This is a genomic window from Paenibacillus sp. FSL R7-0179 (assembly GCF_038002265.1).
Lineage (GTDB): Bacteria > Bacillota > Bacilli > Paenibacillales > Paenibacillaceae > Paenibacillus_AQ.
Genome location: NZ_JBBOCC010000002.1, coordinates 1,568,126 through 1,592,095, shown reverse-complemented (window position 1 = coordinate 1,592,095; position 23,970 = coordinate 1,568,126). Strand labels below are relative to the sequence as shown.

Here is a 23,970-nt window from a genome sequence, read left to right as displayed (position 1 = left end):
TCTCTCCCTTTCCTGCAACTCCCGTTCAACTGTCGTTCTCCAGACTCCACAGCAATTCCAGCTTTTCGATCAACAGACCTGCTGTAATCAGAAGGAGCGACAGCTCAACACACAGCCACTGATCCACCTTACCGATCCAAATCATTAGGGCGAATACAGCTGTAACGATTGTGATGCCTGAGACTGTAAGAATTTGGCGTCTGGCCAGCACCTTGCGGTTATGCAGTACTCTCTGTGCTTCACGCTTGTCGTATTCCAGCAGACGGGCCTTGCGGTAGACCTCACCCAGAAATAGCCGCTCCTGTTCCGTTGACTTCACAATCCCACTCCTCCTTCTCATAGATCTGCCTCAGCTTCTTGCGTGCCCGGTGCAGCAGGACCTTGAAGCTCACTTGATTCCGGCCCATCACTGCGGCCGCCTGTTCATAAGACATCTGTCCCACATCCACCAGATACACTGCCTGCCCGTAGTCCGGCTTCATCTGATGCAATCTTCTGCGCCATTCCACATCCTCTTCCCGGATGATGGCCAGCCGTTCAGGATTCCCCTCATCCGGGTTATGTACGCTGCTGCTCTCCGCCGTATACGGCAAGCTCTGCTGCCTTGCACGCTTACGGACCGAGTCTATGCTCTTGTTGCGGAGAATGGTGAACAGATAGGTTTTGAAGGATGCCCGGTAATCATATTTCTCCGGGTACACCAGCAGATAGGCGAAGCAGTCCTGCGCCAGATCCTCGGCGGTATGATAATCTCCGGTCAAGTGGTAGGCAAACCGCACAGCAGGCTCCCGGTATTGCCGGACCAGCCATTCAAACGCCTCCAGGCTCCCTTCCGTGAACCTGATTAGCACCGCTTCTTCATCCAGCTGAGAAGCCGCCGCCTCACCCGCCGTCACCTGGTCCACTGCCCCAAGGCCTTCTCCTCGCTCACTTTCGCTCCCGTTCGTCTCACACGCCTCCTCTCCTGCCCAGCCGTCTACTGCTTATTCGTTCAAGTAAGGCAAAAGGTTACAGTTTGTTCGTGAAAAACAGAAAAACACCATAACAGGTGAAGGAAGCTTGTACCTCCTTCCACGTGTAGGCAGACTTTACGTGCCTCCATCCACTCTGCTTTCTGGCGGCATATAGCATGAAACATGAGCAGCATGGATATCCATACAATTGGCCCATGTGCCATTGCACACTCACCATGTATGCTGTTTTTGACATACATTCCGTCCACGCACCTGCATGTGAGCACAATGCTCCACAGCCCCCTAAAGAAGTTGGAGTCCTCCCCCACAAAAATGTAGACTAGAAACAGGAGGAGGATGAACGGTATGGGACACTTAACAGGAACAAGAGAGAAAGCCGCGCAAGAGGTGTTGTCTGGCATTAAGGCAGCGGTGGTTGCCCGAAAGTATGGGGTGACCCCATCGACGGTGAATCAGTGGGTGAGAGATTACCGCGAAGCCCATGGGGAACAAGAGCATCCGTATCCCCAGGAGCAGGTGGAGGAATTGAAGCGCCTCCTGGATGTGGAGCAGAAATACGAGAAGGCGATCAAGATCCTCGGTGAAAAGGAGTTAGAGATCGAGATTCTGCGTGAACTGCTAAAAAAGCCAACCCCTGCTTATCCGAAAAAATCGAGATAGCCGAGATGTTCATTAAGCAGGGGAATACCGCAGCGTTGGTACTCCGTCTCGTGGGGCTCGCAGAGTCTACGTATTACGACCGTAAGAAACGCAAGTCACAGGAGCCACAGGCCGTACCTCAGGGACGCGGAAGACCCGTACCCGGCTACTCCCTGACCGAGTCTGGAGAGAAGATTAGCGACGAGGAAATCCAGGAATGGCTGCTGGAATTAATCGCTGGAGAAGAGCACGTGTACGGATACAAACTGCTGGCCAAGTGCTTGTGGAACCAGCACGGGCTGAGGCTCAATCACAAGAAAAGTTACCGGCTGTGTCAGGCGCTGGATATCTTGCAGCCGCAGCGTCACAAGCGCTTTAAGCATCCCCGCAGGCTGCCGGAGAACCGGGTCATTACCGGAGCAGGCCAGCTCTGGCAGATGGACATTAAGTATGGATACGTGGCGGGCCGAGACCGGCATTTCTTTGTCCTGAGCATAATCGATGTGTTTACCCGTGTCATCGTCGGCTACCACCGCGGAGCGTCATGTGAGGCCAAGCACGCCTGCCAAACGCTGGGACGCGCCATGGAGCAACACTGCGCCCCTGGCAGCGCACGCCCGGTGATCCGCACCGACAACGGGCCACAGTTCGTCAGCCACCTGTTTGGCGACATGTGTGAAAGCTGGGAAATGACTCATGAACGCATTCCGCCTCGAACGCCAGATTTAAATGCTTTTATTGAATCGTTCCACAGCAATATCGACCGGGATTTGTTCCGAAAAGAGGCCTTCGACACCTTCGAAGAGGCCTATGAAGCCGTGGACCGGTACATGGACTTTTACAACAATCGCAGAATGCATACGAGCCTTCGGAACATGCCGCCAGCTACCTTTGCGGAGTGGGTCCTGACTCTAGAAGACCGCTCCCGCTTCTTCTGGCCGAGAGAAAAAGCGAAATAAAGAGCATAGCTACGACAAGTACCGATTTGATACGGAGGACTCCGGGATAAGGGGGTCGCACCGAATGTATGCTGTTTTTGACATACATTCCGTCCACGCACCTGCATGTGAGCACAATGTATGCTGTTTTTGACATACATTCCTTCCGCGCACCTACATGTGAGCACAATGTATGCTGTTTTTGACATACATTCCGTCCACGCACCTGCGTGCGAGCCCAATGTATGCTGTTTTTGACATACATTCGGGCCACGCGCCTGCATGTGAGCACAATGTATGCTGTTTTTGGTTACTACTTAGGTCACTTCAAAACAGGGTTACCGAAAAAAGCAAGAGATAGCGAGGAAAGGACAGGGAGTTGTTGTTTAATGTAGGTGGAGACGACGCTCCGTAAGCGGGCAAACCATTGCGCCGCGGCTTCGGTACGAAAAGAACCGGAGACTTTTTGCTTGACCTTGACCATTCGGAGATCACGTTCGGCTTGGTTGTTATCAAAGGGAATCTCGGGACACCAAAGAAACTTGAGAATCGCCTCTTTGTGAACCTCAAAGCGTTCTCCCAAGTTGCCGGCCCTGCTCTTAATGGCACGACCTTTTTTACACGTTTTCGCCCGTACCCAGTCTTTCGACCATTCCCCTTCGCCCGTTTGGAGAATCGCGTCATATCGTTCACGAAACGATTGAATGACCTCTGTCGCCAAAGGAATCCCTGCTTGACGGGAACGCAGCGCCTGGGCCCAGCCCTCCGTCAGCAGATCCTTCATCTGCTTCGCCCACTGATGTCCGTCGTGCTCGGCAATCCCTATGCATTCCCGGAGCAAATGGGCATTACACAAGGCATGGGAATAGCTATGCCTCTCATTAAAATATCCTTTCATGCAGTCATGGACGACGGTTCCCGTATAAGTAGGTAAAAAACCGATGTCTTTCATCGCGGGAGCTCCCCGTTTGGCGTGCAGCTGGAGCAAGGTATACGTTTCGTCAGACATGACGTGCATCCACTGGGTCCGTCCGTCAACCCGGCACCCGGTTTCATCCGCATGGACTTTGACTTTCTGATGTAACTGGGTACGGATATGCTCTTCGATGGGAGCGAAACGGTCATGGGCGGTCTCTAAAAAGGAAAGCAAGGTACCTTCGCTGGGCCGATACGTGGTCCAGTCCTCGAAGAGCTGAGCCATCCGCTGAAGCGGAAGAAAGTGAAAGGCATGCAAATAGACCGTCCACGCCGCCATCCGGGGGCCATATTGGGCCGGAGCAGTGATGTGGGACGGGAAGGCTGCACGCTGGACTTTTTGGCAACAAGCGCAGTAGCGTTGCTCGGCACGAAACTCGGTGGTCCAGATGCGAGACACAGGAAGGTCGAATTCTTGACGCCGTTCTTCCCCCACACAAGGAGCACCTGCGAGCGAGCCCAAACAGTCCGGACAGGTGGTTAATTCGCAGACCACGACTTCGTCGGGATTGTCGATAACGTGGAGCGTCGTCCCAGGATGGCCTTTCGGTGCGCCTTTGGGACCACCAGGGGTTCGCAGATTGGGAGGCTTGCGAAGCCCGTCACTAGATGGAGGTTTGCTGCTGTTATGACTCTTCTGCTGGAGTTGCCGTTCCAACTCATGCACGCGTTTTTTCAGCGATTGAATCTCTTTCGCCTGGGTGTCAACGATTTGTTGAAGGCGCTGATTCTGTTCGGTCAAGGCCCGATTTTGGTCGAGGAGCATCTGGATGAAGCCTGCAATTTCAGGATCCCCTTTACTGATCTGAAGGACTTGCTGTGGGCTAACATCCATACCTCATTCACCTCCCGGGTTTTGTCTTTTTCTTTCGACAGGGGAGAGTAAAACTCCTTTCCGAAAGTGGAATAGTGTGGATGTTTTTTCATGGAGACCTAAGTAGTAACTGTTTTTGACATACATTCCGTCCACGCACCTGCGTGCGCGCCCAATGTATGCTGTTTTTGGCATACATTCGGGCCACGCACCTGCGTGCGAGCCCAATTTATGCTGTTTTTGGCATACATTCGGGCCACGCGCCTGCGTGCGAGCCCAATGTATGCTGTTTTTGGCATACATTTCGTCCACGTGCCTGCGTGCGAGCCCAATGTATGCTGTTTTTGACATACGTTCGGCCTGGACGCCTGCGTAGCAGCATATGTAGGCTGTTTTTGGCATACATTCCGTCCGCGCACCTGTATCTGTAGCCTTTTACGCCACGCCTGTGACGGCATTCCTTTGCAACGCTTCCGGGAAATAAGTCTCTTTCCCGTCGACTGCAGCAGAAACACAAAAAATAACCCTTCCGAAGAAGGGCTATTGAGTAATGCGGATGCGGTCAAGAGGACTCGAACCTCCACGATATTGCTATCACTGGCACCTGAAGCCAGCGCGTCTGCCAATTCCGCCATGACCGCATATTATGTAATTCAGTGATTCAATCACCGTAATTAAGAATATACTCTCTTTGACGGGGAATTGCAAGCTTTAATTTTCAAGCCAATACCTTCAGCACATCCGCAATCTTCCGCTGATGCGACAGGACTCCGTAATTCATCCAGGCCATGAAATCCACCTCGTACACACAACGGTTGCGAACCGCAGGCAGGCTTCTCCACAGCGGGGTATCCAGCAGCTCCCGCCCCTCCCCTTCCTGAAGGTCAAACGTAATGAACAAATGATCTGCGGTCAAGCCGGACAGCTCTTCACTGCTGAGAAGTACACGCTTCTGCCCGCGGGTAAGCTGCTGGACCAGGGGATGCCGACCCAGCTCCAGATCTTCATACAGGACACCCGCTGCATAGCCCAGATGTTCGCAACCATACAGGGTAACCCCACAGGCGGAAATCCGCAGCAGAGCTACTGTCTGCCCCCGGACGCTGCGGCTGAGCAGCCGCTTGGCCTGACGGGCCTGTTGTTCATATTCGCTGATTACCTCCTGCACCTGTCCCGTTCTCCCAAAGACGGCCGCAGCGCTGCGGAGCGTGGCACGCCAATCCTCCTGATAGAACGGGAGCCGGAACAACGGTGCGACCCGGCTGCATTCTCCCAGCTGCCAGCGCCGGAAGCCGTCATCCAGCATAATCAGCTCAGGCGAGTAACGGCTGAGACCGTGCCAGTCTCCGCTTGAGATATCGAACGCCGGAACCTCATTCAACCCAAGGTATTCCTGCTTGCCCCACTGGGCATGGCAATACTGTACGACCGGAGTGATGCCCAGCGCCAGCAGATAATCCTCCAGAAAAGGGGCAAATACCCGGACTCCCTCCTGATGGAGGCTTCTGTATTGTCCGGGAGTCACCCCTACCGTTCTTTTGAAGCGCCGGTTGAAATAATACTCATTGCTGTAGCCCGCAGCCAGGGCAACCTCATGCAGCCGGTCCCGGGTCAGCAGAAGCTGCTGCTGTGCCCGTTCAATACGCAGCCCGTTCAGGTGTTCCAGGGGCATCCGTCCGGTAATCTCTTTGAAGATCTGCGTATAACTCGCACGCCCGATCCCGGCAATCTCAGCCAGCTGATCGACCGATAACGGTTCACTGCAATGCTCTTCCATATAGCGGATCGAGGCTTCCACGGCCTCACGGTCATCCTTAGCCCTCAGTACCGGAGTATTCGCCCGCATAATCAACAGCAGCAGCTCCTGGAACCGGGTCTGAGCCGTGAACCATTCGATATCCTCCGGACGCCGGAAGCTATAATAGATGGAATCCAGCAGCAGAGCACACTGTGAGAACGGGCGGCAGTCCAGATATCCGGGGCGGAGCATATTTTTTTCATGTTCCTTGTCCCCTGTACCAAGCCTGCCGTGCCCTGCAGGAATCAGCCTGAACTCCATCCGGTACCAGCTGATCCCCTGCTCGCCGGCCTGAATCCGGTTCAGTGATCCGGCTTCGATCAGGAACCCGGCCCCTTTTTCCAAAGAAAATCTTCTGTCCCCTGCCTGCAGCCAACCCTGCCCTTCGGACACAATGATTAAGGTATGCTCCTGATACACTTCGAGCTGATCCTTCCCCATCGGAGAGCGTGTAACCACTTCTATATTCAACAGGCTGTGGAGCAGCCTTCTCGTGGTGTGTTCCTGCAACTGTTCCGCCATACTGCTGCCCCTCCTAACTGAGAATCATTATCATAGACTCAAGTGTAAAACAAAAAAGAAGATCTATCAACCTTGCGGATAGACCTTCTTGTGGCTTATTGACCAACTATCACTTCACGCCGGATTACTTCACCATCGCCTTAAGCAGATCCTCAAGCTTCATCTGGTTGGCGGTAATCCCCCCGGATTGCCAGTGGGAACGCTCCATCCGGTAGATATTACCGTTCTTGACCGCAGGAAGGTTCTTCCAGAGTGGCCCGTCCAGCAGCTTGATGGCTTCCTGGTTGACCGCGCTGTCCCAACCGCCATTGTCAGGGAAGATAATGATATGGTCCGCCTCAAGCTGCGGGATCACTTCTTCGGAGATGATCGCCTGATAGTCCGTCATCTCAGCAGCCATAGGGACAGGTGTCAGGCCGAATTGATCATAGATCATGCCGGTATAGCGGTTTTTGACTCCAAAAAGTGCAAAGGTCTTGTCCGCAACATTCAGCCGGATCACCGCCACCTTCTCCTGGCTCAGCGCCTGCTGCAGCGCAGCTTTGCCGTCCGCCACCTTCTTGTCGTAGTCCGCCAGCACAGTCTTCGCCTTATCCGGGATGCCCAGCGCCTCTGCAACAGCTGTCAGGATCAATCTCGAATCCTGAAGCACAGCCTCCGGCAGGCGGTAAGTGGGCGCAACCTTGGAATATTGCTCGTACCTCGCTTCATCCGCTCCGCCGTCGGCGATGATCAGATCCGGGTTTTTCTCAAGCAGGGCTTCAATACTCCCCGTAATATCGTATTCCGGCACATCCAGCTTCAGATAATCCTGCTTGCCCCAGCTGGGATGATACCATTGCACCACCGGGGTAACGCCGAGCGCCTTCAGATAATCCTCCACATAGATTCCCGCTACCCGTTTAGGGTTCGCCGGAATCTCTACCTCCCCGAATTCTCCGCTTACTGTCCGTGTTGCCCCTTCTGAAGCTGCCGCTCCGCCAGTCTCCGCAGGTGCTGCGCTGGCAGCTGCCGCATTCCCTGCCTGGACCTCCTTGCTGTCCGCAGCCTTATTATTCGTACCGCAAGCTGCGATAGCGGACATTGCCAGGATAAGTACAGCGGTCCAAATGAATTTTCGGCACCAATTCTTCATATCTCTCTTCACTCCTGTGTCTAATTTCACTGATAATCATTCTCAGATGATCTTAAACACAATAGTAGCACGCCATAAGCAGCTTACAATGCACTTTCTCAGCGAAAATCTTATACAAACGTTTTGACCCCGCCAAGCTGACGGGGCCCATCGTTCACAACCGGTCCCCCACATACTTGTCGCGTCCCGCCCCCATACCCGCTGCGAACAGCAGCACACTGGCTAGAACAAGCAGCGCAAGCGGTACATTCCAGCTCCCCGCAGCATCATGCAGCAGCCCGAACAGCGCGGGGCCCATCGCGGCAAGCAGATACCCCGCCGATTGGGCCATGCCGGACAGCTCGCTGGCCTCCTGCGTAGTCCGGGTGCGCAGACTGAAGAACATCATCGCCAGACCAAAGGCGAAGCCCCCGGCAATTCCTATGCAGATAGCCCATAACGCCATTAGTGCAGTGCTGCCCAACCAGACGCCAAGGATGCCAGTGATAAACAGAACCGAAGTAATCACCACCGGCAGCCGCTGGCTCTTCATCCTTCCCACCCAGAGCGGCACAAAGAACGTGAACGGCAGCTGAGCCAGCTGCATCAGCGAGAGAATCCAGCCGGCATGGCTGGCAGACATCCCCCGCTCCCCGAGGATCACCGAGAACCAGGCGATCAGCACATAATAGAGCAGGGATTGCAGTCCCATGAACAGCGTAACCTGCCAGGCGAGCGGGGAGCGCCAGACCCGTGCCGCTGATGAGACTGCAGTGCCTGCCTGTCCTGCACCCAGACTCTTCAGCTGCGGAATCCAGAAGACCGTAGCCAGTGCAGCAATCATGAACCAGAGCGCCAGCGTCCCTCTCCACCCCAGCCCCGCACGGGTGGCCAAGGGAACACTCAGCCCCGAAGCAGCCGCTGCACATATGTTCATAGACACGGTATAGATTCCGGTCATCAGACCGATGCGGTGCGGGAATTTCCCCTTGATCAGTCCAGGCAGCAGCACATTACAGACGGCAATCGACAGACCGATCATCGCCGTACCTGCGAAGAAGGTTACCGTGCCGGAAGCCGAACGGACCAGAATTCCCATGGACAGCGTGAGCATGGCCAGCAACAGGATATTGGGCAGTCCCAGCTTGCGGGCAAGCCGGGGCGCGAACGGTGACAGCAGGGCAAAAGCCAGTAAAGGCAAAGTCGTAATCGCTCCCGCCAGCGTATTAGACAGCCCCAGATCATCCCGGATCATCTCCAGCAGAGGTCCGACGGAAGTGAACGGGGCACGCAGGGCAGCGGCCACACAGATGATTCCGGTGACAAGCATCCAGCGGCTGCGGATATCCGCAGCAGATGAGGACAAGGCCGGGCTTGTCCTCATGTTATTTTCACGGCCAGGCTTCATGTTGTACCTCCAGGGTCGCAGCAAAACACCTGTCAAGCCCGGAGCTTGTCAGGGAATAGCCGCTATATGTATTACGCCCTTCAACGAAGGCGCATTATTTCATTATATCATATCGCTTGCCGGAGCAGTCTCCCTGGTCCAGAAGAAAACCGCCGGTCAAGTGACCAGCGGCAGCAGAGCAGGTGAACCCGGATTACACCCAGAGGGATTTAGAGATGATTACGAGCAGGATGAACAGAACCAGGATTGCGCCAGTGGAAGTGAAAGCTCCGCCGTATCCTCCAACATTTTCGCCCATGTTAACTCCTCCTTTATGCCTGAATACTGTTAAAATATGTATAGATAATGTCCTTGGTATGGGTTAAACGGCAATCAATTCCGCAGTATATTTTAATTTTAATGATTCTCACCGTTGACAAAACATGTAACCCTCTTTAGTATCCTAAGCAGAAGGTTTAATTGAGAATCAATCTCAGTAACCAGATACATAACATATTACAGAAAAGAGTGAACAAGAGATGCTGCGTCGTTTTTTCTCCTATTACCGTCCGTATAAGAAGCTGTTTGTCCTTGATTTCACCTGTGCGGTGGGTGCGGGTCTGCTGGAGCTTGCTTTTCCGGTGGCTGTCAATAAATTCATTGATGACCTGCTGCCGGGCCAGAACTGGTCGCTGATTCTGATTGCCTGTGTCGCCCTCCTCGCCATCTACGCCTTGAACACGGCAATGAACTATATTGTCACCTATTGGGGGCATATGCTGGGGATCAATATTGAGACCGATATGCGCAAAAAAATGTTCAACCATATTCAAAAGCTCAGCTTCCGCTTCTTCGACAACAACAAAACCGGTCATCTGCTCGGCAGAATCACCAATGATCTCAACGATATCGGCGAAGTCGCGCATCACGGGCCGGAGGATGTATTCATTGCGGTCATGACGCTGGTCGGCGCATTTATACTGATGGCCGATATCAATCTCCAGCTGGCCGTAATCACGTTCATCATCGTGCCGGTTATGGCCTGGGTCATTATTTATTTTGGACGCAACATGACGGACACTTATCACCGCTTATTCGGCAACGTCGGGAATTTCAACGCCCGGATTGAGGATAATGTCGGCGGAATCCGCGTGGTCCAGTCTTTTGCCAATGAAGAATTTGAGAAAGAGCTGTTCGCTGTGGACAACCAGAAGTTCCGCGAGACCAAGCTGATGGCGTACAAGCTGATGGCCAAAAGCTTCTCGGTCAGCTATATGATGACCCGTCTGATTACTGTTGTGGTGATGGTCTGCGGGGCGTGGTTCTTCATTCAGGGCGAACTTGAGATCGGCGAATTCGTCGCCTTCATTCTGCTGGCCAATGTCTTTTTCCGGCCGATTGAGAAGATCAATGCAGTTATTGAGAGTTATCCGAAAGGGATTGCCGGATTCAAACGTTATCTTGAAGTCATCGACACTGAACCGGATATCGCTGACAAGCGGGATGCGGTAGAGGTGGCTTCGCTTCGCGGGGATATCTCCTTCAGCAATGTCAGCTTCGGGTATGAAACAGACCGGACCGTGCTGAAGGAGATCAGTCTGAAGGTGAATGCCGGGGAGACCATCGCATTCGTTGGCCCTTCCGGTGCCGGGAAAACCACGATCTGCAGCCTGCTCCCCCGCTTCTACGATGTAACCGGCGGCGCAATCTCCATCGATGGAATCGATATCCGCGACATGAAGCTGAATTCGCTGCGCAAGCAGATCGGAATCGTGCAGCAGGATGTCTTCCTCTTCTCCGGCACCATCCGCGAGAATATTGCCTACGGCCGGCTGGATGCGGGGCTGGAGGACATCTGGCAGGCGGCCCGCCAGGCTCACCTGGAGGAGCTGATTAACAGCCTCCCGAACGGGATGGAGACTGTAATCGGCGAACGCGGCGTCAAGCTGTCGGGCGGACAGAAGCAGCGGCTGGCCATCGCCAGGATGTTCCTGAAGAATCCGCCGATTCTGATTCTGGATGAGGCGACCTCGGCGCTCGATACCGAGACCGAAGCAGCAATCCAGCAGTCGCTGGCCGACCTCTCCGTAGGCCGCACTACGCTCGTTATTGCCCACCGCCTGACAACGATCAAGAATGCCGACCGCATTATTGTAGTTAATGAGGACGGCATCTCCGAGGAAGGCCGCCACGAGGAGCTGGTGAACGCCGGTGGCACTTACAGCCGTCTCTATCAGGCGCAGTATAATAGTTAGGAATTCTATGTGATACTGGAGCGGACAACACTATTGGACTCAAAAAAACCTTCCGGAATGCGGCTTAAGCCGTACCGGAAGGTTTCTTTATTTAACAACAGCATGTGGTGCAATTAATATTCTCAAGGATCGCTGTCCTCTTGATCGGATTGTTCTATTGCCTTCCGTCAATCCATTCCTCAGCACGATCTGCCATGGCCTGGACCTCGTTCATGAACCATCCTGCATGATAGCCGTCACAGACTGCATGATGGACTTGCAGCGACAGCGGCAGGGATATGGAATCACCTGTAGTCCTAAATTTCCCTGCTGTAATAATGGGCAGAAGGTAATTCCTGTTGTTGCTGATATTCAGGTTAAACCCGGTAAAGGATGCCCACGGAATCATAGATACAGAAAAGCTATGCTCAGGTATAGGTGTCTTGGGAAACAATCTCCCCGAATCCTTATAATTCTCCACATCAGAAACATAAGCATCATGGAACGCTGTGAAATCATTCGTACCTGCCGTCCAAATCGCCGAAAAGGATTCCGAGACACAGTCGGCAATTGTATACAGCGGGTCTACCTTGTCCCAATACCCTAATTCCCCCGCACTATTGTACCCTGTCCTGAACGCTGTATTGGAGTTAACCACACAGGTCAATAAGAATAGAAGGGCTGGATACAGCTTATATTCTTGTTGTTTTATTATTCGGTATAAAACGCTAATCTCGATTTCTGCTGTCAGGTTAAAGGTCGTACCCTGGTTCAGATAATGATTAAAGATCTCTTGTCTCTTCCAGTTATCTCTATCAATCAGATTAAAAATCATTGGCTATGCCTCCTAAATGTTTGTGTAAACTGAATTTAGGAGGCTGACTTGTCTGCTTTCTTCATTAGAAGCCCATCCTTTAGAAAGAGTTCATACTATTGTATCATACATCACTATTTCAAAAAAACGCTGTCACCCCGGCCTTGTTGCCCAGTGTGACAGCGTTCGATACCCGGCTGCAATAGCAGCAGCTCCGGCTTATTTCTTGGCAATATGACATTTCAGCAGCTTGCCCTTAACCGTGGTCTCCTTCATCGTCTGGAGTACACGCGGTCCCTTACCGTTCAGAATATCGACGTAGGTCACGTTATCCTGAATTGTGATGATCCCGATGTCCTCAGCTGTAATCCCCTCAAGCTTCGCAATGGTGCCGACAAAGTCCACCGCGCGGAGCTTCTTTTTCTTGCCGCCATTGAAATACAGCTTCATGATATCCTGGTTCATGACCTCGGTTTTGCCCGCTTTGCGGACCTGCTGCTTGCCCAGCTTCTGGTCGAAGGCCGGTTTGGCATCGGCCACGGCATCGTCTGAAGGAGCCTTTATCACCGGCAGGCTGAAGCCGATATAGCCTTCGATTTCTCTGACCCATTTGTGTTCGTTCGGCGTCACGAAGGTGATCGCTTTGCCGCTTTTGCCTGCGCGGGCGGTACGGCCGGTGCGGTGGACGTAGCTCTCTTTTTCCAACGGGATATCGTAGTTGATGACATGGGTGATGTTCTCGATATCAATGCCTCTGGCCGCAACGTCGGTGGCGATCAGATAACGGAACTGGCCGCGCTTGAAGGCATTCATCACCTCGAACCGCTCGTCCTGCTCCATGCCGCCGTGGATCTTGTCCACCGGGTAGTCGAGGTCGGCCATCCCGCGGAAGAGGGAATTCACCTGCTCCTGGGTCCGGCAAAAAATAATACAGCTATCCGGGTTCTCCACCATCAGCAGATCGCTGAGCAGCCCGAACTTGGCAGCTTGTACAACCTCAATCAGCGCATGTTCAATGGACGCAGTCGTCAAGCCGCTGGCCGCAATTTCAATATCCACGGGGTCCGTCATATACTTGCGGCACAGATTCTTGATCACTTCCGGCAGCGTCGCCGAGAACAGCATCGTTACACGTTCCTTGGGCAACTGCTTAATGATCTTCTCGATCTGCTCGATGAAGCCCATGCTGAGCATTTCGTCCGCTTCGTCAATGACCAGATACTGAATCCGGCTCAGGTTCAGCGTGCCACGCTCGATATGGTCAAAAACGCGGCCCGGTGTGCCTACGACCACATGCGTCTTCTGGGTCAGCTCCAGCTTCTGCGGGGCGAACGGCTGCTTGCCGAACAGCGCTACCGCCTTGATCCGCTTGAAGCGCCCGATGTTCGTTATATCCTCTCTCACCTGCTGGGCCAGCTCCCGGGTAGGAGTCAGCACGAGCGCCTGGGGTTTGTTCTCCGCCCAATCGGCCAGCTCGCAGAGCGGGATGGCGAAGGCTGCGGTTTTGCCGCTGCCGGTCTGGGACTTGACGATCAGATCCTGCGCCTTCAGCGCCACCGGAATAACCTTCCGCTGCACCTCTGTAGGGTCCGTGTACTTCAGAGCCTCCAGCGCGCGGATAATCTCCTCATCCAGACCATAATCACTAAATTTCACTTGTACTTCACTCATTGTGTACCCCCTTGATTCCATTCCTTATAGAATTGCTCCAGGAAATCCAGCATGAACTGATGCCGCTCCTCCGCAAGCTGCTTGCCGTACGCGGTGTTCATCAAATCCTTCAGCTTCAGCAGCTTCTCATAAAAATGATTGACCGCCGTCCCCTTGGAATAGTCCCGGTATTCCTCCTGCAGCGATTCGTCACGCGGAGGGATCGCCGGATCGTAGACCGGCCGGCCCTTGGCTCCCGAGAAGACCAGGGTACGCGTTATCCCGATCGCCCCCAGCGCATCCAGACGGTCCGCATCCTGGACAACCTGCCCTTCCAGCGTTGACATCGGTTCGCCCCCGCCGCCGCTGAAGGACATCGTGGCAATAATCTCCATAATATGCTTGCACGCTGCTTCATCCGGCAGATGTCCGTCCAGCCAGACACTCACCTTGAGCAGCCCTGCCTCCTTGGAGGGATTCAGCTTCTCATCTGCTACATCATGCAGCAGGGCGGCTATGGTACAGATCACCACATTGGCCCCTTCCATTCCGGCAATCAGGGCTGCGGTATTGCGCACCCGGCTCACATGAAACCAGTCATGTCCGGTGGTATCCTGGCCTAATTGCTCCTGCGCGAAATGCTCCGCTGCTGTGATCAGCTCTGTATCATTCATTATAATAGCTCCTCTGCGATCAAAAATGTTACGCTTGCGCCGCTGCTCCCCATCCGCTATAATGTGCTGTAATCCAGCCGGAAGGGATATGATTCATATGAACCGCTTGTCCATCATAACGAATCAGCTTCATCATCACAAGCAGCGTTAGCACACCTGAATTCATTCAGGGAGGGCTAGCGCATTTCGCGTTCGACCTCCCTGCGGCATAGATAAGCGCGCAGGACCACGGGGTCCGGCGCGTTTTTTATATTTTCACCGGAATTCACATCTAAAGGAGCTGTGCTGTATGCAAAATATTAAAGGAACCTATGATTACTTCGGCCGGGAACAGGCCATCCGCCAGAAGGTGCGCACTACGCTGCAGGAGCTGTTCGAGCTGTACGGCTTCGAGTCCATGGATACGACTATGCTGAATGAGCTGGAGCTGCTGACCTCCAAATACGCCGGGGGCGATGAGATTCTGCGCGAAATGTACCAGCTGGCCGATCAGGGCGGGCGCAGGCTGGGGCTGCGGTACGATCTGACGATTCCTTTTGCCAAGGTGATTGCTCTCAATCCGGGAATCGAATTCCCCTGCCGGCGGTATGAGATCGGCAAGGTGTTCCGGGATGGTCCGGTCAAAAAAGGCCGCCTGCGCGAGTTCCTGCAATGTGACGCCGATGTCGCCGGCATTGCCGGTCCGCAGGCGGAAGCAGAGCTGATGCAGCTTGCGGTGGAAGCCTTCCGCAGACTGGAAATTCCGGTGGTGCTGAAGTGGAACAACCGCCGCTTTCTCGGTGAGATTCTGGGTGCGGCCTTTGTACCGCAGCAGGAGCAGCTCTCGGTGATGCTCACACTCGACAAGCTGGCTAAGATCGGCAGCGGCGGGGTGCTGGCTGAGCTGACGGACAAGCAGCTAACCGCTCAGACGGTTACGCTGATCTCGGAGCTGCTGGAGCTGGCGAACCCGGGATTCGCGGAACTGGTAGAACGGTACAAGCTGGAAGGACAGCCGGGCACGCTTGAAGTGCTTGCCTTGCAGCAGCTGATGGATGCGGTTGGACTTGCGGATGTGTGCGTGTTCGATCCGTTTTTGTCACGCGGGCTGTCATTCTATACAGGGACTGTATACGAAATCTTCGATGCCACAGGCGGCTATTCGTCCAGTCTGGGCGGCGGAGGGAGGTATGATGCCATCATCGGCAAGCTGGTCGGGCGTGACGATATCGAATATCCTACCGTGGGGATCTCCTTCGGCATGGAATCGATCATGGCCCTGCTGGGCGGGCGCCCGGCAGAACCGGCGGAACGTTCCGGCGTGCTGATCGTTCCGATCGGCGGATATATGCCGCAGGCTCTCATCGCTGCAGCTAGCCTGCGGTCCGCCGGCATCCGGGCCACGGTGGACACCGGCACGCGCAGGCCCAAAAAAACGCTGGCCGCCGCTTCAGCCAGAGGTATCCGCTACGTGATTATGGTCGGAGAGAGCGAAGCCGCTCTCGGCAATCTCCGGCTGAAGGATATGGACCTGGGGAGCGAGAAACTGGTTACGGCGGCGGAGGCGGTTCAGTTGATTTCGATGGGCTGAATTCTATGAAACAGAAACCGGGAGTCCGCCAGATACTCCTTTAGATAGGCCAGTGCATAGGGCTGTTCCTCCCGCAAGCTGGGGAGTTCGTCAGGATTAGAGATGTGGTGGCTATAGTTCCCGATCATGATCATAATGAAGAAGCACTCCAGCTTCCGTTCGTAATCCGGCTCCAGCGCACGGATGCTGCTATAGCCCCCTATCAGGCTTCTGCGCTGTTCCGTGGACAGTTCCAGCAGAGCAGCTGCCAGATCATAGAGGTAGAAGCCATAGCCGCAGCGGCCAAAATCAATGGCACGCGGCTCTCCTTCAGCGAACACCACATTCCCGCCGTGGAGATCACCGTGAATCAGACCATAGTTGCTGTCATCCGGCAGCATGGCTTCGGCTTCATCCAAAATTCTAACAGCCGCAGCCTGATAGAGCTTCCACCAAGCTTCCGGGACCAGCGCCGAATGATGCTTCTCCAGCTTATCCCATTCCTTGCGGAAGCTGTCCGCTCCCCATGCCGGACGGGTGAACGCTGCAGAGGGGGCAAACTGTCCGCCCGCTTGATGCATCCCGGCCAGCATGACGCCTACAGCGTAGAGCTGCTCATCCGGCAGATCGCCCTCCGAATGCTTCCCTTCGACCCAACGCATCAGGGTAACATAGTTAAGCTGCTGCGCTTCACTGCCAGCTTCACTTCGAGTCTCCAGGATATAACTGCCGCTTGAATCCGGCAGCCCCACGGGGACAACCAGCTCCGCCGACTGACTGAGATGTCTGAGCCATTCCAGCTCCGACAGAATCTCCTCCCGGCTGCACCGTTCGCCATGAATCCGCAGCAGCAGCTGCTGCTTGTTTTCCGTCTCGATCTTGAACGTGATACTATCGGATTCCTTTACATATTCAATTTTTGTCCAATCTAATTCGTATGCCTTGAGCGCTTGGAGTACTATATTCCTTGTTGCTGCTTTTACTTTCATCTTTCTGTCTCCTCCTATGAATGTCTGCATTTATTATAGGGTCGGCGGAGGCGGGGGACATAGATAATAGACAGGTATAACCTGACTTTTGCACAAAAAAAGGCTGCTCCAAGAGTCATGACGCGACTTCTTAGAGCAGTCTCTGTATTACAGGTGGATCAGTTTGAGGCGATCATCATAAACTAGATTTCTGCTTTTACCATAAGCAGAAATGGCTACCTTCTGTGCCTTTAAGACCTCTACCCTCTCTGCTTGCTTCCATAGACAATCTTCTTGATGCTGTCGCCCGACAGGCAGAATTGCTCCGCCAGCTCAGTTACGCTTAGTCCGCTGGCATATTGCTCACGAATGGACTGGTTCCGGGCGCTTAAGTAGGATCTGCCGCCTGAACTCTCCCCCCACCGCTTGCGCTGTCCCTCGGGCTTCGGGATATAGAGCATCCCGCCCTGCATATATTTCTGAACCTCCTGCAGCAGCTGCTGCGGTAATACCAGGTCTGCATTTACATATTTCATATAGCTCCGCTCCTCTTAAGTTATTCAACTTATCAAGGCAGCAAAGTCTATAGAACAGAACCTTATCCGGCCAAACGTTGCAGCGGAGAATAGCTGTCCGCTCTACACAATAACCGCTGTCTGCTGATCCATAGACTTTGCGTAGAGCTGAGCATTAATCTTGTCATGATGCGTCCTCCTTCCAGTATCTAACATAGCTTATATTGACTATAGCATACCAGTATCCGGTCTTTCAAAAAAAGGGGCCCCGCCAGCGTCCGGCGGGGCCAAAAGTTATATTAAAGGGGGGTATGTGAGTACTATACCCCCTCAAGCTTAAAAATAGATGAAGCCCAGGTAAAGATCTGCTGAAACCGGCTTAGATTTTGAATTTCTCTACCAGCTGTTGCATCTCCTTAGCACTCTGCGTATTCTCGTCCGCCATTGTGGCTTCATGGAAGGTCTTCTCCACAATATCCGCCGTCTTCTCCGCGATATCCTGCACCCCGATGGCCCCCTCGTTCACGGTAGCCGCCACCTCATTGACAGCGATGGCGATGCTGGAGACGGTCTCGTTCAGGTGTTCAGCTGCCGCCTCGAACTGGTTCATCAGCCCGTTAATCGTGGAAGCATCATCATTATACTGCTGGCTGACCTCGGTCAGACGCTCATAATCGCCCAGCACATTGCGGTCGATGAAGCTCAGCACAGCCTCAGAGTGCCGGGTCATCTGCTCTACGGAGGCATAGACATTCCGCACAACCTCTTGAATGCCTGAAGCCGTCTCGGAGGACTTCTCGGCCAGCTTGCGGATCTCCCCGGCCACCACGGCGAAGCCCCGGCCCGCCTCACCTGCCCGCGCAGCTTCAATCGCTGCATTCAGGGCCAGCAGGTTGGTCTGGCTTGTAATGGAGAGAATCGTATCAGCCAATACATTGATCTCGTGGATCGCTCCTGACTGTTCAATGGCCTGCTGCATCTCACTGCGGACGGAGCTGTAGATCTGCTTCGCGTTCTCTGTAGACGTCACTGCATCATGCTGAAGCTCCAGGGCCCGCTGCGTAATTTGGCCCGATACTCCGGAGCCTTCTTTTACCTTAGCGCTGATCATTCTCACGTTGTTCAGGGTCTCATGGATGGCCGCTGTCATCTCTTCGGTAGAAGCTGCCGTCTCCTCCATCCCTGCGGACAGCTCTTCTGTCGTGGCTGAATTATCATGCGCATTCTCTCTGACCTCATTCGACAGCTTCTCCAGCGTCTCGGCATTGTCCAGCACCTTGGCGGAGATCGCAATCAGACTGCCCGCCATCTCACGCAGCGCCGCGCGGGTACGGAACATAGCCTTGGCGATGGTTCCTGTCTCGTCTTTATTTTTAGTCAAATATTCATATTGATTATCATACTTGAGATCCAGCTCCGCCGTGCGGTTCACCAGCTCCGTGAGCTTGATAATCGGTGAGGAGATCCGGGTAGCCACCGTAGTCCCGATCAACAGGGTAAGCAGCAGACTTCCCAGACCAAGCAGCAGGATGAAGTTGGTCATTTCGCTCACCGGCTGCAGCACCTCGTCCACATCTCCGGTCAGCACCAGGGTCCACTTCGTCTCGGGCAGCACGGTGAAGGCCGCTTTTTTCTTGGCCTCCTTGAAGGTGTATTCCACATTGCCGTCCGCAACGGCCTCCCCCGCCTTCACCCGGTCCACAACGGCTTTGATCGATTCGTTCTCGACCGGGAAGCCAATCTTCTTATGATCAGGGTGATACAGCGTATTCCCCGTCTCATCCACCAGATAGGCATAGGACGAAGGGGCGCCCGCTACCTTGGCATCCGCCAGATACGTAATCAGGCTATCCGCATTTACGGCCGAGCCGACGAACCCGATCATCTTGCCCCCGCTCATCACCGGATGGGCAAACACCAGGATGTAAGCCCCGGTGGATTTGGATTTCAGCGTCTCACTGATGGCCGGCTGGCCGGTCTTCAAGACATTCTTCGTATAATTTCTGTCGCTGAAGTTGGCGCCGACCAGCTTAGTATCGCTGTCCGCTACCGCCGTTCCCTTCAGATCGACCACAAACATATGCTCCAGATTGCCTGCATCCTTCACCTGGCTCTGAAGCTTAACATTGATCTGGCCCCGCAGTGTTTCCTCCACTGAGCCGCCGTTAGCAGCCTGAAGCAGCAGCTCCGCGATCTCACTCTCCCCCGCTACCAGCTGGATGTTCCGCTTCTCCTTGTCGATCATTGCGCCGATGGTCTGCGCTTTGTTGGTGTTAGCCTGTTCCATGGAAGATTCGGTCAGGTTCATGATGGTGGCTGTGGATTTGGTGTACGTAAAAATCCCCATTAATGCTGTAGAAATAAGTGTAACGACAATCATCATAACCGATAGCTTCATACGAATCTTCATGATTTTCTTCTTCCTTCCGCCCTTTTCTAATCCGCTAGCTTCTAATCAGCCAAAATGCTAACTTTATTACAATAATTATCGGATTTTCCTCGAAAATAATGAATATTCCTTGTAGTATTTTCAGAAATATTATCGAATTTTGTCGAATCGTAACCTATTATATTTATCTTAGTAAAAACATATTGTATTCGTTTTTCTGTGAAAAAACGTCTGGCACAACCTGTGATAAACGCACGGCCATAGTGACACACACAGTCCAATTGTGACCGGTCGCGCAAATCATAATTTACCAAATAGCAAAGAACCGCCCTCCTCAACAACCGCATACAGCGGTTGAATTAGGAGAAGCGGGTTCGCATTCCATATATGAAGTTGGTCTTCTACTAAGTGCCCGGGCTGTCCGGCGAAGCTGAGGCGCCAGTCGGCACTGCTACCGGCCGGGCTTGCTGCTGCCGCCGTCTCACCCTGCTGCGGATGAACATGCCGGAGCAGGCAGCCAGAATCTGCTGGAACAGCATACCGGAGATCACGGGCAGTGCCACAGCGGGCGGGAAGTAGCGCACAGCCAGCACTGCGCCTGCACTGAGATTACGCATGCCGGAGTTGAACTGTACGGCCACGGAGCTCTCATGGTCATAATGCAGGCGGCGCGAAACGAATGCTCCAATAACGTAACCGAGCGCGACCGTAACGAAGGTAACCGCGATAATAAGGATGAGCTTGCCATCCGGATGCTTCAGATACCGGGCGATGCTGGCCCCATTGATCGAGACCACGGTGAACAAGCCCACCTTGACAAACGGGGCCAGCGGCGGACCGCATACCGTGCTGATCTTGCCTTTGCTGAATTGATTCAGCAGCATTCCTGCTACAGAAGGCAGTACCACCATCCACAGCAGGCCCCGCATCATCTCACCGGCGTCCATCTGTACGCTCGCCCCCATCAGGACATACAGCGTAGCCGGTACAATCAATGGAGATAATAGCGTATCGATCAAGATCAGCGCCAGCGTAAGCGCGATATTCCCGCCATGCATGGATACCCAGACTACACTGACCACTCCGGTCGGAATAGCGAAGAGCAGCACATACCCTGTAACGGTATAAGGATCACCCGGGAAAAACAGCATCGCAGCCACCCACCCGATCAGCGGCATCACAACGTGCAGGATAACCAGCAGAAGAATCAGCTTCTGCGGCTTGACCAGCACGGCTAGCAGATCCCGGAAATTCGATTTCAGACTGCCGATCAGTGTCATACCGGCGAAGATCCAAGGCACCAGCCACGTTAACGGAAGCAGAGACACCTCATTGAGCACGCCAACTACGATGGCTGCGGGTGTTAGCAGCGGCATAATCCGCTCCAGCACACGGTTGGATGATATTAATCCGTGTCTTACTGCACCAAGCATGGTTCTCATCCCTTCATGTAAACTTTGCCATCATACACCGCTGACTGTCTCTGCTGCCAGATCCGGTAAAGGAGCTATACTCCTTGGGGGAACAAGGCGTCCAGCGCCGGGCAAGGCCGTTTCTCCAGATAGTCTGACAGAGGTGCAGGCATATTACTGTACAAGTCCTTCAGTGACGTTCCATTATAGATATTGCCGATAATAACCGGGTGGCACAGCTCGGAGATCAGAATGTCGCCGTTACCGTGCAGATGAAGCTGCTTCATGCCTTCAATGCAATGCGGGAAATAGACGCCCGGCTGCTCCTCGAAGCCCATTGCATCCATGAACCGGTCCATACAGGTGAAGTAGAGAGTGGTGTCCTCCGGCTTCCGTGCAATCAGCTCATTGACGGCATTCTTCAGCTGCTCGCGGGCGGCAATCGCCTTCCAGCCGGTATGTCCCATGATAATACTATTCTGGATTTCATGCGTTCTTACGCCCATGGAATAGACATGCTCGCTGATTTCCTGCATATGATCCTGAGTCTCATTGAACAGCAGTGTCTCCAGCACGACATTCACGTTTGTTTTGGCGAACATAGTGATGTTCTCTCTGATTTTGTGATAGACGCTGGTGTGAATGTTGTAATACCGCGAGAAGCCCTCAGCCGTGGTGAAATTGAAAGAGATATGAATCGTCGTCAGACCTGCGTCCACCAGCTGCCCGATCCGCTGCTCATTCAGCAGACTGCCGTTCGAATTGAGCTGGGTCTGAATGCCGCGCGAAGAGCAGTAGGCCACAATCTCCACACAATCCTGGAACTTCAGCGTAACCTCTCCGCCCGACAGACGCACACGCTTCAGATTAGGCAGCTCCTCCAAAATGCGGATGACCTCCTTGCCGTCAAGAGTCTGGCCGTCATTTCTATTATAAGCGCAGCAGTAATCACAGCGGAAATTGCAGTTCGAGGTTACGCCGACTTCCAGCCCTTCCAGCTCATACGTCATCGGCTTATCCAGTTCCAGTGCTTTGTATTTCGTACTCATCTTCTATAATCCTCCTTGGATGTGCAACCATTCGCAATAAAGTTAACTATAGAATTATACAGGTTTGCCCGTGAGGTTAATGTGACATTTGATATTTGATCTTTGCAAAAAGACTGCTGCACGGTTATAGGCTCACCATACAGCAGTCTTCATTAAGATAGATGTACCTGCTACAGCTCGATAGCTTCTCCCATCCGGTTCAGCACCGGCTGGCCGATGATTCCCAGACGCCAGACCGCAATTCCCTTAAGGCCGTAACGCTTAGCCAGACCGATCTTGGCATTGACAGAGGCTTCGTTCTCACTGTAGACCGAGATCCCAAGAATCAGCTTCTCCTTGCTGACCTGATCAAGCGCCAGCCGGATACTCTCATCGACCTTATTCATCGGCTCCGGCCCGGTCTCTCCTTCATAGGCGTAAGCCATGATAACCAGATCATCCGCGAGTGTCCCCAGCGTCTTGTAATCATACCCCTTGTAGGAGCTGTTCAGCGGATGCAGAATGACGGTCAGCTTGAGACTGGCAGCGCGGGCGGCGGTGGAGAGATTTTTGACAAAAGCGTTATATTGGCTCTGCACCAGCGCCTTATCCCCCGTCAGTCCCAAGCCTTCAAGATCGAGTCCGATGCCCTTGAAGCCCTTCTGTGAGGCCAAATCGACAATACTGGCGATCGTCTGCTGCTGGAGCTGCGCGTCCTCCAGATTCTTGCTCAGCTCCAGTGACGAGTCACTGGAATAGATCATCAGGTAGGGAGCGGTCCCTCCCGCCGCCGCATTCTGCACAATCGATTCCGGCGTAACCTCGCCAGCCGCCTCCGGCCACCAGAAATCCTTGCCCGTGGTGGTGAACTGGCCGTTCTTGTCAATCCGCGCCCAGCCAAAAGCAACCGCATCGAAGCTTGGAATCAGCGAGACCTCACTGTATGCCTTCTGTGCATAGAAGCCCAAGGTATACATGTCCCGCTTAGGGGAAGTTATGGATACGGTCTTGGACGCCTGATCCCAGGAGGCTGCCGCCCCGAACTGCTGGCTGAAGAACTTGAGCGGAAGCATCGTCGTTCCGCGGATATCCTGTGGCGCTGCCGCAAGCTTCACTACAGTCCCGTTCACGACGGCATTTTTGCTGCCGAGGGTCAGGACGACTACAGTTGGAGCAGATCCAGCTGCGTCCTTCCGGGTGGCCGTGATCTTGCGGGCCTTCTGATTCCATTCCACCTGAATTCCCAGGGCTTCAGAGATGGCGCGGAAGGGCACCATGGTCGTTCCGTTCATCATCACCGGCTCTACCGGGAACGGCAGCGGATAGCCATCCAGCATGATGCTGACGCCTGCAGGCGCAGCATGGACCGTACTTGCCGGAAGTGCCGAGAGGCTGCCGAGTGAGATCGCTGCGCATAATACGATTTTGACCAAATGCTTCATATCAGTAAGTTCCCCATTCTATTAGATAGATTGTGAATCTCTCAACCTTACATCCCCTACTATTCTAGCAAACTAGATAAATATAGCAAATGAAGGTATTTCGAACTTCCACACCCTTAAAAGGGCGGGATTCT

The 23,970-nt window shown here is 53.7% G+C and carries 21 protein-coding genes and 1 tRNA gene; 4 read left to right on the top strand and 18 right to left on the bottom strand.

Annotated elements, in window-relative coordinates; genetic code table 11:
- Positions 1-25 precede the first annotated feature (25 nt).
- Entirely contained in the window at positions 26-319 is a 294-nt protein-coding gene (locus MKX63_RS23290; protein WP_341020408.1) for a hypothetical protein, read from the bottom strand.
- Entirely contained in the window at positions 282-905 is a 624-nt protein-coding gene (locus MKX63_RS23285) for an RNA polymerase sigma factor (protein WP_341020407.1), read from the bottom strand. The genes MKX63_RS23290 and MKX63_RS23285 overlap by 38 nt, the downstream gene beginning before the upstream one ends.
- A gap of 414 nt (positions 906-1,319) precedes the next feature.
- Between MKX63_RS23285 and MKX63_RS23280 the strand changes: the two genes are divergently transcribed.
- Entirely contained in the window at positions 1,320-1,634 is a 315-nt protein-coding gene (locus MKX63_RS23280) for a helix-turn-helix domain-containing protein (RefSeq protein ID WP_341018037.1), read from the top strand.
- Between the two features lie 5 nt (positions 1,635-1,639).
- The gene (locus tag MKX63_RS23275) at positions 1,640-2,572 is read left to right on the top strand and encodes an IS3 family transposase (RefSeq protein ID WP_341020406.1); all 933 of its coding nucleotides are present in this window, start codon (positions 1,640-1,642) and stop codon (positions 2,570-2,572) included.
- Positions 2,573-2,873: 301 nt separating this feature from the next.
- On the opposite strand, the gene tnpC is transcribed toward MKX63_RS23275, so the two are convergent.
- From tnpC to MKX63_RS23245, 6 genes are all read right to left on the bottom strand, one after another.
- Positions 2,874-4,361 (bottom strand): IS66 family transposase, encoded by a 1,488-nt coding sequence (gene tnpC, locus MKX63_RS23270; RefSeq protein ID WP_341014754.1) that lies wholly within the window; start codon positions 4,359-4,361, stop codon positions 2,874-2,876.
- A 536-nt stretch (positions 4,362-4,897) separates the two neighbouring features.
- A tRNA-Leu gene (locus tag MKX63_RS23265) sits at positions 4,898-4,981 on the bottom strand.
- A gap of 77 nt (positions 4,982-5,058) precedes the next feature.
- The gene (locus MKX63_RS23260) at positions 5,059-6,660 is read right to left on the bottom strand and encodes a helix-turn-helix domain-containing protein (protein ID WP_341020404.1); all 1,602 of its coding nucleotides are present in this window, start codon (positions 6,658-6,660) and stop codon (positions 5,059-5,061) included.
- 124 nt (positions 6,661-6,784) lie between these two features.
- Positions 6,785-7,795, bottom strand: a complete 1,011-nt coding sequence (locus tag MKX63_RS23255) for an ABC transporter substrate-binding protein (protein WP_341020402.1) — start codon at positions 7,793-7,795, stop codon at positions 6,785-6,787.
- 154 nt (positions 7,796-7,949) lie between these two features.
- Positions 7,950-9,182: a CynX/NimT family MFS transporter gene (locus tag MKX63_RS23250; protein WP_341020400.1), complete on the bottom strand. Its 1,233-nt coding sequence runs from the start codon at positions 9,180-9,182 to the stop codon at positions 7,950-7,952.
- Between the two features lie 193 nt (positions 9,183-9,375).
- Entirely contained in the window at positions 9,376-9,480 is a 105-nt protein-coding gene (locus tag MKX63_RS23245) for a YjcZ family sporulation protein (protein ID WP_341020399.1), read from the bottom strand.
- A 220-nt stretch (positions 9,481-9,700) separates the two neighbouring features.
- On the opposite strand from MKX63_RS23245, the gene MKX63_RS23240 reads away from it, so the two are divergent.
- Positions 9,701-11,416 carry an ABC transporter ATP-binding protein gene (locus MKX63_RS23240; protein ID WP_341020398.1) on the top strand — a complete coding sequence of 572 codons (1,716 nt, stop codon included), beginning with the start codon at positions 9,701-9,703 and terminating at the stop codon, positions 11,414-11,416.
- A gap of 154 nt (positions 11,417-11,570) precedes the next feature.
- Here MKX63_RS23240 and catA read toward each other — a convergent pair whose 3' ends face one another.
- The 4 genes from catA to MKX63_RS23220 all read right to left on the bottom strand — a co-directional run bounded on the left by catA (position 11,571) and on the right by MKX63_RS23220 (position 14,699).
- The gene (catA, locus tag MKX63_RS23235; protein WP_341020397.1) at positions 11,571-12,230 is read right to left on the bottom strand and encodes a type A chloramphenicol O-acetyltransferase; all 660 of its coding nucleotides are present in this window, start codon (positions 12,228-12,230) and stop codon (positions 11,571-11,573) included.
- A 198-nt stretch (positions 12,231-12,428) separates the two neighbouring features.
- Positions 12,429-13,880, bottom strand: coding sequence for a DEAD/DEAH box helicase (locus MKX63_RS23230; protein ID WP_341020396.1), 1,452 nt, complete (start codon positions 13,878-13,880; stop codon positions 12,429-12,431).
- On the bottom strand, positions 13,877-14,533 hold the full coding sequence (locus MKX63_RS23225; protein WP_341020394.1) for an HD domain-containing protein: 657 nt from the start codon (positions 14,531-14,533) through the stop codon (positions 13,877-13,879). The genes MKX63_RS23230 and MKX63_RS23225 overlap by 4 nt, the downstream gene beginning before the upstream one ends.
- Positions 14,534-14,561: 28 nt before the next feature.
- On the bottom strand, positions 14,562-14,699 hold the full coding sequence (locus MKX63_RS23220; RefSeq protein WP_341020392.1) for a hypothetical protein: 138 nt from the start codon (positions 14,697-14,699) through the stop codon (positions 14,562-14,564).
- 123 nt (positions 14,700-14,822) lie between these two features.
- On the opposite strand from MKX63_RS23220, the gene hisS reads away from it, so the two are divergent.
- Positions 14,823-16,103 (top strand): histidine--tRNA ligase, encoded by a 1,281-nt coding sequence (hisS, locus tag MKX63_RS23215; protein WP_341020390.1) that lies wholly within the window; start codon positions 14,823-14,825, stop codon positions 16,101-16,103.
- On the opposite strand, the gene MKX63_RS23210 is transcribed toward hisS, so the two are convergent.
- From MKX63_RS23210 to MKX63_RS23185, 6 genes are all read right to left on the bottom strand, one after another.
- A complete protein-coding gene (locus MKX63_RS23210) occupies positions 16,082-17,071 on the bottom strand; it encodes a phosphotransferase enzyme family protein (protein ID WP_341020388.1) in 990 nt (329 codons plus the stop codon). The two genes, hisS and MKX63_RS23210, sit on opposite strands and share 22 nt — an antisense overlap.
- 239 nt (positions 17,072-17,310) lie before the next feature.
- The gene (locus MKX63_RS23205; protein ID WP_341020386.1) at positions 17,311-17,586 is read right to left on the bottom strand and encodes a CD3324 family protein; all 276 of its coding nucleotides are present in this window, start codon (positions 17,584-17,586) and stop codon (positions 17,311-17,313) included.
- 358 nt (positions 17,587-17,944) lie between these two features.
- A complete protein-coding gene (locus tag MKX63_RS23200; protein ID WP_341020384.1) occupies positions 17,945-19,975 on the bottom strand; it encodes a methyl-accepting chemotaxis protein in 2,031 nt (676 codons plus the stop codon).
- 383 nt (positions 19,976-20,358) lie between these two features.
- On the bottom strand, positions 20,359-21,396 hold the full coding sequence (locus MKX63_RS23195) for a bile acid:sodium symporter family protein (protein ID WP_341020382.1): 1,038 nt from the start codon (positions 21,394-21,396) through the stop codon (positions 20,359-20,361).
- A gap of 65 nt (positions 21,397-21,461) precedes the next feature.
- Positions 21,462-22,415, bottom strand: coding sequence for a radical SAM protein (locus MKX63_RS23190; protein WP_341020381.1), 954 nt, complete (start codon positions 22,413-22,415; stop codon positions 21,462-21,464).
- A gap of 170 nt (positions 22,416-22,585) precedes the next feature.
- Positions 22,586-23,836, bottom strand: coding sequence for a stalk domain-containing protein (locus tag MKX63_RS23185; protein ID WP_341020380.1), 1,251 nt, complete (start codon positions 23,834-23,836; stop codon positions 22,586-22,588).
- Positions 23,837-23,970: the final 134 nt, after the last annotated feature.